Source organism: Paenibacillus sp. GD4 (assembly GCF_030846225.1).
Lineage (GTDB): Bacteria > Bacillota > Bacilli > Paenibacillales > NBRC-103111 > Paenibacillus_G > Paenibacillus_G silviterrae.
On record NZ_JAVCYK010000001.1, the window covers coordinates 1 to 12,957 of the forward strand.

Consider the following 12,957-nt stretch of genomic DNA (forward strand, 5'->3'; position numbering starts at 1 on the left):
GCGGCTATCAGGGCAACCGCGGCGGTCAAGGTCAAGGAGGCCAAGGCGGCGGCTATCAAGGCAACCGCGGCGGTCAAGGTCAAGGAGGCCAAGGCGGCGGCTACCAAGGCAACCGTGGCGGTCAAGGTCAAGGAGGCCAGGGTGGCGGGGGCTACCAAGGCAACCGCGGCGGTGCAGCTCGTCCGCAAGGAGGAGCGCCGGCGGCATCCGCGGCTCAACCGGAGCGCAGAAGCTTCGATTCCCGCAGCAATGACCGCAACCGAAACAACAATCACAGCACACGTCCGGTTCTGCAACCGCCGAAAACCGTACCTACGAACATCGACCTGGATTCGGATGAGGCAGGGAAACCGACGGTAGCGAAGAAGACGAAGCCGTCACCGAAGCGGTTTGACGATAATAAGCCGGGTGCAGGACGAGGTCCTAATAACCGGGGCGGCAAGTTCCAAAACAGAGGCCGTCAACAAGAGCCGCCGAAACCGAAGATTGACAATACGCCAAAGAAGATTATCGTTCGCGGTACGATGACGGTGGGCGAGCTGGCCAAGGCTTTGCATAAGGATGCTTCCGAGGTAATCAAGAAGCTTCTGTTCCTTGGCGTTATGGCTACCATTAACCAAGAGCTGGATCTCGATGCGATTCAATTGCTTGCCTCCGATTACAAGGTGGAGGTAGAACTGAAAATCGCTGTCGAAGAAGATAAATTCGAGAACTTCGAAGAGAAGGACGAGGAAGCGGATCTGCTCGAGCGTCCGCCGGTCGTTACCATTATGGGTCACGTTGACCACGGTAAGACGACCCTTCTCGACGCCATCCGGAAGACCAACGTAACCGAAGGCGAAGCCGGCGGGATTACACAGCACATCGGTGCTTACCAGGTGGAAACAAACGGTAAAAAAATTACATTCCTCGATACTCCGGGTCACGCCGCATTTACATCGATGCGTGCCCGCGGCGCACAGGTAACGGACATTGCGATTATCGTCGTAGCAGCTGACGACGGCGTCATGCCGCAAACCGTTGAAGCGATCGCCCACGCCAAAGCGGCGAAGGTGCCGATTATCGTAGCCGTGAACAAAATCGATAAGCCGGACTCCAATCCGGATCGGATCATGCAGGAGCTGACCGAGCATGAGCTGGTTCCGGAAGCATGGGGCGGCGATACGATCTTCGTGAACATTTCAGCGAAGCAGCGCATCGGTCTCGACAATCTGCTGGAAATGATTCTGCTTGTAGCGGAAGTACAGGAGTTCAAAGCTAATCCGAACAAGCGTGCGCGCGGAACGGTGATTGAAGCTGAGCTCGATAAAGGAAAGGGGCCTGTTGCTCGTATTCTGATCCAGCACGGTACCTTGAGCGTAGGCGATACTTTCGTTGCAGGGGTACATTTCGGTAAGGTTCGTGCAATGGTTAACGATAAAGGCAAGCGCCTTAAAGAGGCAGGACCTTCGACTCCGGTGGAAATTACCGGCTTGACCGAAGTTCCGCAAGCCGGCGATCCGTTTATCGTCTTCGAGGATGAGCGCAAGGCAAGAGCGATCGCGGAGAAGCGCGCCGTAACGCTTCGCCAATCCGAGATGGGTGCGAATGTTCGCGTAACGCTCGACGACCTGCATAAACGAATTCAGGAAGGCGAAATGAAGGATCTGAACGTCATCATCAAGGCTGACGTTCACGGTTCGGCGGAAGCGCTCCGCGGCTCGCTGGAGAAGATCGATATCGAAGGCGTACGTGTCAAAATCCTGCATAACGGTGTAGGTGCGATTACGGAGTCGGATGTTATCTTGGCTTCTGCTTCGAACGCTATCATTATCGGCTTTAACGTTCGTCCGGAACCGCAAGCGAAAAACACGGCAGATCAAGAGAAGGTCGATATTCGTCTGCACAGCATCATCTATAAGGTGATTGAGGAGATCGAGTCGGCCATGAAGGGCTTGCTGGATCCAGTGTATAAGGAAGTTGTCATCGGTTCTGCCGAGGTCCGCAATATCTTTAAGGTTTCCAAAGTCGGTACCATTGCGGGCTGTATGATTACCTCGGGTAAAGTTACACGAAATGCCAAAGTTAGGCTTATCCGTGCCGGTATTGTCGTGTTTGACGGCGAAGTTGCTGCTCTGAAGCGGTTTAAGGACGACGCCAAGGAAGTGGCGCAGGGCTACGAGTGCGGTATATCTCTGGAGAGATTTAATGATATTAAAGAAGGAGATACGATTGAAGCCTACGTCATGGAAACTGTAGAGAGGTGATCCGCTATGGCAAAAGTTAGAGTAGGAAGAGTCGGAGAACAAATTAAGAAGGAAATCAGCCAAATCATCCAGACCGAGCTGAAGGATCCACGGATCGGCTTCATTACCGTAACGGGTGTCGATGTGACGAATGATTTTTCCCAAGCTAAGGTTTACCTTAGCGTCATGGGAAGCGAGGAGCAGAGGGAAGAGACCATTAAGCTTCTTACCCGCAGCTCCGGCTTCATTCGTTCCGAGCTTGGCAAACGGATCCGGATGCGCAAAATCCCTGATCTGCTATTTAAATTTGATGCTTCGATCGATTATGGAAGCAAAATTGAATCGTTGCTCCATCAAATTCATGAGAGGGATGCGGATGTATGACCGTTCTTTCTTACACGGATAGGCTTAGCCAAGCGGCGTCCTTCCTCCGTGAGAATGATGACTTCTTGGTGGTGTCCCATATCCAGCCGGATGGGGATGCCGCCGGCTCCACCTTTGCAATGGCTTGGATGCTTCTTGCCCTCGGCAAAAGGTTTACTCTCATCAATGAGGGGCACATGCCTGAGAAGTTTATGTACATGACCCATTCGCAGCTTCGTATTCTCAATCATGAAACGGAACCGCCCGAGCGTAAGTTCGGGCGGGTTATTTCCGTAGATTGCGCTGACTTCGATCGAATCGGCAAGGTAAGCGCCTGCTTCGAAGAGAACGTTCAGCTTTTGAACATAGATCATCATGCAACGAACGATGACTTCGGCGCTGTGAACCTGGTTCGTGCGGATGCCGCGGCGACGGTCGAGGTACTTTACGATTTGAACGTGGAGCTTGGATTGCCTTTTTCCCATGAACTAAACGTTTGCATCTATTCGGGATTGTTAACGGATACAGGCGGCTTCCGTTATTCCAATACGTCCCCGAAGGTTATGCAAATTGCTGCGGACATGCTGTCCCGGGGCGTGAAAGGGTATGAGCTCGCGGAACGGCTGCTGGAATCGCTTACCATGCCTCAGGTTACTATCCTTAAGTCTGCCCTTGCGACTCTTGGGTTCGCCCACGAGCAGCAGGCAGCCTGGCTGTCGGTTTCCTTGGAGGATTTGGCCAGGTCCGGCGCTTCCTCAGACGATTTGGACGGGCTTGTCAACTACCCTCGCAACATTGAAGGGGTGGAAGTCGGCATGTTGTTTAAGGAGAAAAAGCCCGGGGTGATCAAGGTAAGTCTCCGATCGGCCGGCAAAGTCGATGTAGCGGAACTTGCTTCCCGCTTCGGCGGCGGAGGTCATGTCCGTGCGGCAGGCTGCACCGTGCTGGGAACGCTGGATGAAGCCATTAAACAAGTAGTAGAGGAAGTAGGTAGGGCTCTCGCATGACGCTGGAAGGGATATTGCCGATATGGAAGCCTGTGGGCTTCACCTCCCATGACGTGGTTGCCAAGGTTCGGCGCATAGTTAGAATTAAAAGGATCGGCCATACGGGAACGCTCGACCCTGCGGTTACGGGAGTGCTGCCGCTCTGCATCGGACGGGCGACCCGGCTTGTGGAGTATATCCAAGAGCTGCCGAAGGAATATGAAGCGGTGCTGCGATTGGGTTTGGCTACGGACACGGAAGATATGACCGGGGAAGTCCTGGAGCGGATGCCAGCGGTGAAGGAGCAAGTCACAGCGGAAAGAGTGCAGGAGGTTATCTCCCGCTTCGTTGGCGAGATCGATCAGGTGCCGCCTATGTATTCAGCTGTGAAAGTAGACGGGAAGCGCTTGTACGAGCTGGCTCGCCAAGGGGTGGAGGTCGAACGTAAGTCAAGGCGCGTTACGATCGAACAAATCCGAATCCTCTCGATGGAGTGGGAGACGGAGTACCCGGAAGTGCGTTTCCGTGTACGCTGTTCCAAGGGAACATACATTCGCACCTTATGTGTCGATATCGGACGGGCCTTAGGTGTTCCCGCCGTTATGGCCGAGCTCATCCGTACCTCTACGGGCAATATCGGTCCGGAAGCTTGTCTTACATTGGAACAGGTCGAGGAGCTGCACCGGGAGGGACGTTTGGGGGAACGTTTAATCCCGATGGACGAGGCATTATCCCATATGCCATCGCTTCAGCTTACAGCTGAGCAAGCGCAGAGGGCTTCACAAGGGCAGAAGCTCCGATTGGCCCGAAAGCCTGAACAGGAAGCTTCCGACCAAAGGTATGCCGCATATGCGGATCGCCAGCTGGTCGGGATACTCGAATGGGATCCAGAGCAACAACAGCTGCTGCCGGTTAAGATCTTTTCTTAAACCGGCCGCTTTGCTGCTTACAGAGAATGTGGGTGAATAATGATGCAAACGGTTGAGTTGTCCTACCCTCTCCAAAGTGAATTGATCAGCAATTTGCTTTCCGGGGCACATCCCTTTGTGATGGCGATTGGGGATTTTGACGGCGTTCATCTTGGACATCAAGAGGTAATCAAGCGTGCAGTACAGACGGGAGCCCAGTTAATGCTTCCTTCGGCGATTATGACGTTTGATCCGCATCCCCGTCAGGTGATGGGCAATGTCCGGTACGAGAAGGTTCTTTCTCCGCTGCCCGTCAAGCTGGAGCTTCTCAAGCAGTTGGGTGTCGATATGACCTTTGTCGTGAGGTTTGACGAAGACCTGATGAAAGTGACGCCGGAAGAGTTTGTAGGCCAGATGCTGCAGCCGCTCGGAATCAATACCGTATTTGTCGGCTTTGACTTTACGTTCGGTTACCGCGGAGCCGGAACGCCGGACACGCTGTGTGAGCTCGCTCACGGGCGCTTTGCTGTAGAGGTGGTGCGCCCATTTTATCGTAACGGATTAAAAGTGAGCAGCACTCAAGTGCGGGAGCTACTCGCTTCAGGCGAGATGGCAGAGGTCTCACAGCTGCTGGGCCGGCCTTACTCGATCCGCGGTACCGTCATCCATGGCGATGCACGCGGACGTACTATCGGCTTCCCGACGGCGAATGTTGACGTGACGGAACCTTATATTACACCGGCGACCGGAGTTTACGCCGTGCGAGTCCTCTTGCCTGACGGACGAGCCTTCGGAGGAGTGATGAACATCGGCTATAAGCCAACGTTTGTCACGAACCTGCCCCGTCCGACGTTTGAAGCGCATTTATTTGATTATGAGGGCGATCTTTATGGAGTCGAGCTGACGGTAGAATGCTTAGAGTATATTCGCCCGGAGCGTAAGTTTTCTTCCATAGACGAGTTGGTAGCGCAAATTCAGAATGATGCTCAGCAGGCTCGGGAGCTGTTCTCATCCCATCGTTGATCATTTCTTCGCAATCTATTTTACTTTTATCTGCGGGATATGCTATACTATCTAACGTTGCCTAGAGCAGTAGCATCAGGTAACTAACCTGGGCTTGGAGATCCGATCACTCCGACGCTTCTCTCGGCTTATGGGGATATCTATTATTATGGAGGTGAACACGGATGGCTATGACTCAAGAACGCAAACAGGAACTGATCTCGACGTACAAGACTCACGACACGGATACAGGTTCTCCTGAAGTGCAAGTTGCTATCCTTACGGAAGACATCACGAATTTGACAAGCCACTTGAAGACGCACAAGAAGGATCATCATTCTCGTCGCGGTCTGCTCAAGATGGTAGGTCAACGCCGTAAGCTGCTGACTTACTTGAAGAACAAAGACGTTAACCGTTACAGCGCGCTGATCGCTAGGCTCGGTCTTCGCCGCTAATCGGTCTAACGACAAACGAAGCAACCACGTTAGTCCACTGTCCACGTCCGGCTCGGGCGTAGGCAGCGAGATGAGTCGGCGGTTGCTTTTTTTGCTAATGTTTTACCGAAAAGAAGGAAATACTAGCCATTATGCAGAATGGTTTAAGGAAAGCATACATAACGCGCGTATATCTTTACGATGCCGCTATGGCTGTGGCGAACATAAGAAGCGGAGACTTACGTAGCCGTTTTGCTCCGCAATGCACCGGGCGAATGCTTACGAAATAAGATGTGCTCCGCAAAACTTGGAGGAGGAAGGCGAATGGAGAAAAAAGTTCAGATGCAATTGGGCGGACGCCCATTTACACTGGAAACCGGCCGTTTGGCGAAGCAAGCCAATGCTGCGGTCGTCGCGAAATACGGCGATACGGTCGTACTGTGTACCGTTACGGCCTCGGCTGAGCCGAAGGATTTGGATTTCTTTCCGCTCACGGTGAACTATGAAGAAAGATTGTATTCCGTCGGTAAAATCCCTGGCGGCTTTATCAAACGGGAGGGCCGTCCTAGCGAGAAGGCGATTTTGGCCAGCCGTTTGACCGACCGTCCGATCCGTCCGTTGTTCCCGGAAGGCTTCCGTAACGATGTACAGATCGTTGCGATCGTCATGAGCGTGGACCAAGAGTGCTCCCCGGAAATGGCTGCCATGATCGGTACCTCCGCAGCGCTCAGCATCTCGGATGTGCCGTTTAACGGACCTGTCGGCGGGGTGATCGTCGGACGGGTGGACGGACAATTCGTGATTAACCCGACGCTGGAGCAGGCGGAGAAGAGCGATCTTCATCTGGTGGTTGCCGGCACGAAGGATGCCATCATGATGGTAGAAGCAGGCGCGGATGAGGTGCCGGAAGAAGTGATGCTGGAAGCGATCATGTTCGGGCACGATGAAATCCGTAAGATTGTGGCGATCCAGGAGCAGTTCGTGCAGGAGGCAGGCAAGCCGAAGATGGAAGTGAAGCTCCATGCGGTTGATGCGGAAGTGAACAGCGACGTACGCGCCTTCGCCCAAGCGAGACTGGTCGAAGCAATTAAAATTCCTGAGAAGCATGCTCGTCAGGAAGCGATTGACGCGATTAACGCGGAAACCGTAGAGCATTTCCAAGGCGTATATGCGGAAACACCGGACAAGCTTAGCGATGTCAAGGAAACGCTGTACGATATCGTGAAGGAAGAGGTTCGTCGTCTAATTACGCATGACAAGGTTCGTCCTGACGGTCGTGGTCTGGATGAAATTCGTCCGATCGAATGCGACATCAATCTGCTGCCAAGAACTCACGGCTCCGGGTTGTTTACACGCGGCCAAACGCAGGCGCTCAGCATTTGTACCTTGGGAGCACTTGGCGACGTACAGATTCTCGACGGTCTCGACCTCGAAGAAACAAAGCGTTTCATGCATCATTACAACTTCCCGCCGTTCAGCGTAGGGGAAGCAAGACCGCTGCGTCCTCCGGGCCGCCGCGAAATCGGTCACGGCGCACTCGGTGAGCGGGCTCTTGAGCCGATCATTCCAAACGAGAAGGATTTCCCATATACGATCCGCGTCGTGTCTGAAGTATTGGAATCCAACGGCTCCACCTCCCAAGCGAGTATTTGTGCAAGCACCTTGGCGTTGATGGACGCAGGGGTTCCGATTAAAGCTCCTGTAGCCGGTGTGGCGATGGGTCTCATTAAAGATGGCGATCACTTCTCCATCCTGACGGATATTCAAGGTATGGAAGATCACCTTGGCGATATGGACTTCAAAGTGGCAGGAACCGCCAAGGGCGTAACGGCACTGCAGATGGACATCAAGATCGACGGCATTAACCGCGACATCTTGAATCAAGCGCTGGAGCAAGCGAAAAAAGGCCGTATGCACATTCTCGGCAAAATGCTCGAGCGGATCTCCGAGCCGAAATCCGAGCTGTCGCAATACGCGCCGAAAATCCTTACCATGCAGATCAATCCGGATAAGATCCGCGATGTGATCGGGGCAGGCGGGAAAATCATCAACAAGATTATCGAAGAAACCGGCGTCAAAATCGACATCGAGCAGGACGGCCGCGTATTTATCGCTTCTTCGAACGAGCAAATGAATCAGCGTGCCCGTGAAATCATTGAGGGCATTGTGAGAGAGGTTATCGTCGGCGAGGTGTACTTAGGTACGGTGAAGCGGATCGAGAAGTTCGGTGCTTTTGTCGAGATTTTACCGGGTAAGGAAGGGCTTGTGCACATTTCGCAAATCTCTACAGAGCGCGTAGCGAAGGTAGAGGATGTGCTGAAGCTGGGTGACAAGATCACCGTGAAGGTGACCGAAATCGATGCGCAAGGTCGTGTCAATTTGTCCCGCAAAGCGGTACTGACGGCGGAAGAGCCGGCGCAAGCTTAATACAACCTATGCGAATGCAGTAGAAAAGAGTCAGAGCAGTCTGTCTCTTTTTTGTTGTGTTCCAAAGTGCTGTCTGTCAAGCTTCCGAAGAAGGTCTACTCTTGTCCTATCTCGCATACAATGGGACATAATAAGCCATTTATGACGGGGAGTAGAGGGATGAAGTTGAATAAACTGATATTCGCGGCTGTGGGTTTCGCAGCAGTGTGGACAGGTCTTCAGCTATCCAAGGATGTCGATACATTCGTAGACTATGCGAAAGGGACAACGGACAATACGGTCGTTTCCGCACCGTACCATCTGGATGTCCCGCTGCTGGCCTCAACCCACAAGGAACGCTTAGAGGAAAAACGTACGCTGATGCTGGAGAAGATTAAGCAGGAGGCGGAGAAGCATTATATCGCGCCGGTTAATGCCAAATTGGATCCCGTATGGAAGGCGGTTCCGGGGTATAACGGTCTGGAAGTTGACCTTGAGAAGACGCTGGAGCTTGCAGAGGAACAGCAATTCCCGGAGAAGCCGCAGCTCGTCTACCGTGAAGTTCCGCCAGCCGTAGGACTGGACCAGCTTGGACCGCACCCGATTTACAAAGGTAACCCCCAGAAGCCGATGGTCGGACTCATGATTAACGTGGCTTGGGGGGACGAGTACCTGGAAGGCATGCTCGAAACGCTCCGCAGCGAGAAGATTAAGGCGACCTTCTTTTTTGACGGGATGTGGCTTAGTAAGAACATTGATAAGGCGAAGGCGATCATGGAGGAAGGGCACGAGGTGTCCAACCACGCCTACTCTCACAAGGATATGAGTAAGCTGTCCCGCAGCCAGGCTGTTCAAGAAATTATGAAAACCGAGAATTTGCTCACCAAGCAGGTCGGGGCTTCCAACCGGTTGTTTGCACCGCCTTCCGGAGATTTCGATCAGGAGACCGTTAACATTGCGCATGAGCTCAAGCTTCGCACGATTCTATGGACCTTCGATACCATCGACTGGAGAAAACCGGACCCCTCCACGATCGTCCGCCGGCTGAGAGGAAGTTTGGAGCCCGGGACGCTGATTCTGATGCACCCGACGGATTCAAGCCGGAGCGCACTTCCGGAAATGATCAAGATCATCCGGGCCAAAGGCTTGCATTTCGGTACGGTAAGCCAAGTGATTTCGCCGGACAGAGTCCCCGCGGTTGAGTCAGCCCCGCAATAATGTTAATATCTAACTATTATACGGAGCATCATAGTATAACGATCGACTTAAGGAGGCTCTAGAGTTTGAATAAATATACACTTTCTAACGGACTGCGAGTCGTTACGGAACAAATTCCTACGTGCCGCTCCGTTGCATTCGGCATCTGGGTGAAGACGGGATCGCGTTATGAAAGCGAAAGCCTGAACGGTATTTCGCATTTTATCGAGCATATGCTTTTCAAGGGCACGGATCGGTACTCCGCCAAGGATATCGCGGAGATCTTCGACGGTATCGGCGGTAACGTGAATGCATTTACTTCCAAGGAATATACGTGTTATTACTGCAAGGTGCTGGATGAACATCTGCCGCTTGCGGTAGAGGTATTATCCGACATGTTCTTCCGCTCCGTATTCGATGCGTCGGAGCTGGAGAAAGAGAAGAACGTCATCTTCGAGGAAATCGCGATGTACGAGGATACGCCGGACGATATGGTGCACGATCTGATCGCCAAGGCTGCTTTCGGCGAACATTCATTAGGCTATACGATCATTGGCAATCAGCCGAATCTGGCGGCCATGAATTCGGATACGCTTCGCGATTACATGAAGCAGCATTATACGGTGGCGAACACCGTCATCAGTATCGCAGGCAACATCAATGATGATGTAGTCGAGCTGATGGAGAAGCACTTCGCAGGTTTTGATAAGACGGGCGCTGAAGAGAGTACGATTAACCCTGTTTTCCATAGCGACTTGAAATATTTTCAGAAAAAAACGGAGCAAAACCATATTTGCTTATCGTTTCCGGGACTATCCGCGAAGGATGATCGGCTGTACGCCATGGTGCTGCTCAACAACGCCATCGGAGGCGGCATGAGCTCGCGGCTGTTCCAGGAAATTCGGGAGAAGCGGGGCCTCGCTTATTCCGTTTACTCTTACCACACGTCTTACCAGGACGGCGGGATGTTCACGATCTACACCGGTACGGCTCCTAAGCAGACCGATGAGGTGCTGAAGGTGACCATGGAGATGCTCGAGGAGCTGAAGCAAAGCGGCTTAACCGAAGCCGAGCTGAAGAAAGGCAAGGAGCAGATGAAGGGCAGCCTGATCCTTAGTCTCGAAAGCACCAGCAGCCGGATGAACCGACTTGGCAAAAACGAGCTGATGCTTGGCCGGCATTACAGCCTTGATGAGATCATCGAGCGAATCGAGCAGGTCGAAATGGACCATATCCGCGAGCTGATTTCCCAGATGATGTCCGAGCCGTTTGCATTGGCTATGGTAGGGCAGAACCATCAGGCCATCGATGGCTTAAGGAGGGATCAGCTTGTCTAGCCGAACGGAATTCGACGTTCAAATCAAGCGGCTTCCCGGGAATGAGGATATTCCCTTGCCGCAGAAGATGTCTGCTCTGGCAAGCGGCTTTGATCTGCACGCAGCGGTGGGGGAACGTGTGTTCTTGCGTCCTGGAGAGCGTGCTTTGATCCCGACCGGCTTCGCCGTCGCGATGCCGGAGGAGCTGGAGGCGCAGATTCGTCCGCGAAGCGGACTGGCATATAAGCACGGCATCACTACACTCAATGCGCCCGGAACCATCGATGCGGATTACCGCGGGGAAGTGAAGGTGCTTCTTATTAATCACGGGCAGGAGCCCTTTGCAATTGAACGGGGCGAACGGATCGCCCAAATGGTATTTCAGATCGTTCCGCAAATTCGTTTGCTTCAGGTGGAAGAGCTTGACGAGACGGTGCGCGGCGCCGGAGGCTTCGGCCATACCGGCACCAAGTGAGCAGAAACTCCTTATTTTCCCATCGGGAAGGTAGGGAGTTTTTTTCTTGTTCCGCCTAGGTTGGAACCCATTTCTGGGCTATCGCATAGGATGTGTTATCGATAGCGATTCAGAAAGAGGTGAAAGGGATGCTGACCGGATTACAAGTGGCCATTATCGGAGGGGATGCGCGTCAATTGGAGGTCGTACACAAATGCTCCGAGCTCGATGCCACCGTGTTCCTCTTCGGCTTTGACAACCTGAGCAACCAATTCAGCGGAATCACCAAAGCGGAGCTGTCGCCGGAAGTGCTCCAAGGGATGGATGCGGTGATCCTCCCGGCCGTAGGCACCGATGACGAAGGACAGGTGGAGACGTTGTTCTCATCTGTCGTATTGAAATTGACCGACGAACATATCGCCGCACTGCCGAAGCATGCCAAGGTGTTTACGGGCATGGCGAAGCCTTACTTACGCAAGCTGTGCACCAAATACTCTATTGAGCTGATCGAACTGTTTAGCCTTGATGACGTGGCGATTTACAATTCCATCCCTACAGCGGAAGGCGCGCTGATGATTGCCATACAGAATACGGATATCACGATTCATGGATCTAGCTGCATGGTCCTTGGCTTTGGCCGTACCGGCTTGACCATGGCAAGAACCTTGCAGGGCATCGGAGCAAGAGTCCAAGTCGGGGTGAACCGACCCGAATATTATGCGAGGGCACATGAAATGGGCTTGAACCCATTCTATACCTCGAAGCTGATGAGTCATGTCCGCGACGTCGATCTGCTGTTCAACACCATTCCCTCGATGATCATTACCGCCCAAGTAATCGCACATATGCCGCATCGGGCCGTTATTATCGATCTGGCCTCCAAGCCGGGAGGGACGGATTTCCGGTTTGCGGAGAAGCGGGGGATCAAAGCGATCCTGGCGCCGGGATTGCCCGGCATTGTCGCTCCGAAGACGGCGGGCCGCATAATGGCCGACTCGATGTCCAGAATCATCATGGAAGATGCCCGAACAAGGAGGAATGCGGAATGAATTGGCAGGGAAAAACAGTAGGGTACGCATTGACAGGGTCACATTGCACGTTTGACGAGGTGATGCCGCAAATCCAGCGTTTTGTGGATGCCGGGGCAAAAGTCATTCCAATTGTATCCAATACGATTATGACAACCGATACCCGATTCGGAACGTCGGAAAATTGGCAAAAACAGTTGAAAGACATCACAGGAAATGATATTATTTCTTCAATTGTAGATGCTGAGCCGTTAGGCCCTTCGAAGCTGCTTGACGTTATGGTCATTGCGCCCTGCACGGGCAATACGACAAGCAAGCTGGCCAATGCGATGACGGAGAGTCCGGTACTGATGGCCGCCAAAGCACAGATGCGCAATCAGCGTCCTCTGGTGCTGGCCATTTCCACGAATGACGGTTTGGGCTTGAATGCGATGAACGTAGGTAAGCTGCTGATCACGAAGAACATTTACTTTGTGCCTTTTGGTCAGGATGCGCCGACGGCGAAGCCGAATTCCTTGGTGGCCCGTATGGATCTGATCATGGAAACGTGCGAGGCGGCGTTAATGGGCAAGCAGCTGCAGCCGATGTTGATTGAACGGTTTAACTATTGATTACCCGGCATTATATATAATTTATTA

12 protein-coding genes are annotated in these 12,957 nt (G+C 52.9%); all 12 read left to right on the forward strand.

The annotated features are described in order from the left end of the window. Positions 1–2,246, forward strand: a 2,246-nt coding sequence (gene infB / locus RAC89_RS00005; protein ID WP_306611015.1) for a translation initiation factor IF-2, incomplete at its 5' end; no start/stop codon positions are given. Between the two features lie 6 nt (positions 2,247–2,252). Then, a complete protein-coding gene (rbfA, locus tag RAC89_RS00010) occupies positions 2,253–2,609 on the forward strand; it encodes a 30S ribosome-binding factor RbfA (protein WP_284639113.1) in 357 nt (118 codons plus the stop codon). Further along, positions 2,606–3,595, forward strand: coding sequence for a DHH family phosphoesterase (locus RAC89_RS00015; RefSeq protein ID WP_306611016.1), 990 nt, complete (start codon positions 2,606–2,608; stop codon positions 3,593–3,595). The genes rbfA and RAC89_RS00015 overlap by 4 nt, the downstream gene beginning before the upstream one ends. Next, positions 3,592–4,503, forward strand: a complete 912-nt coding sequence (truB, locus tag RAC89_RS00020; RefSeq protein WP_284639117.1) for a tRNA pseudouridine(55) synthase TruB — start codon at positions 3,592–3,594, stop codon at positions 4,501–4,503. Before RAC89_RS00015 ends, truB begins: the two co-directional genes overlap by 4 nt. Positions 4,504–4,545: 42 nt before the next feature. Next, positions 4,546–5,505, forward strand: coding sequence for a bifunctional riboflavin kinase/FAD synthetase (locus tag RAC89_RS00025; protein ID WP_306616002.1), 960 nt, complete (start codon positions 4,546–4,548; stop codon positions 5,503–5,505). Between the two features lie 164 nt (positions 5,506–5,669). Further along, positions 5,670–5,939, forward strand: a complete 270-nt coding sequence (gene rpsO / locus RAC89_RS00030; RefSeq protein ID WP_284639118.1) for a 30S ribosomal protein S15 — start codon at positions 5,670–5,672, stop codon at positions 5,937–5,939. A gap of 303 nt (positions 5,940–6,242) precedes the next feature. Further along, the gene (pnp, locus tag RAC89_RS00035; RefSeq protein WP_306611017.1) at positions 6,243–8,345 is read left to right on the forward strand and encodes a polyribonucleotide nucleotidyltransferase; all 2,103 of its coding nucleotides are present in this window, start codon (positions 6,243–6,245) and stop codon (positions 8,343–8,345) included. A gap of 159 nt (positions 8,346–8,504) precedes the next feature. After that, the gene (locus tag RAC89_RS00040) at positions 8,505–9,542 is read left to right on the forward strand and encodes a polysaccharide deacetylase family protein (protein ID WP_284639122.1); all 1,038 of its coding nucleotides are present in this window, start codon (positions 8,505–8,507) and stop codon (positions 9,540–9,542) included. Between the two features lie 65 nt (positions 9,543–9,607). Next, the gene (locus tag RAC89_RS00045) at positions 9,608–10,858 is read left to right on the forward strand and encodes a M16 family metallopeptidase (RefSeq protein WP_306611018.1); all 1,251 of its coding nucleotides are present in this window, start codon (positions 9,608–9,610) and stop codon (positions 10,856–10,858) included. Then, on the forward strand, positions 10,851–11,312 hold the full coding sequence (gene dut, locus RAC89_RS00050) for a dUTP diphosphatase (RefSeq protein WP_306611019.1): 462 nt from the start codon (positions 10,851–10,853) through the stop codon (positions 11,310–11,312). Before RAC89_RS00045 ends, dut begins: the two co-directional genes overlap by 8 nt. A gap of 128 nt (positions 11,313–11,440) precedes the next feature. Then, the gene (gene dpsA / locus RAC89_RS00055) at positions 11,441–12,340 is read left to right on the forward strand and encodes a dipicolinate synthase subunit DpsA (RefSeq protein ID WP_306611020.1); all 900 of its coding nucleotides are present in this window, start codon (positions 11,441–11,443) and stop codon (positions 12,338–12,340) included. Then, positions 12,337–12,930 carry a dipicolinate synthase subunit B gene (locus tag RAC89_RS00060; protein ID WP_306611021.1) on the forward strand — a complete coding sequence of 198 codons (594 nt, stop codon included), beginning with the start codon at positions 12,337–12,339 and terminating at the stop codon, positions 12,928–12,930. Before dpsA ends, RAC89_RS00060 begins: the two co-directional genes overlap by 4 nt. The last annotated feature ends 27 nt before the right edge of the window (positions 12,931–12,957 follow it).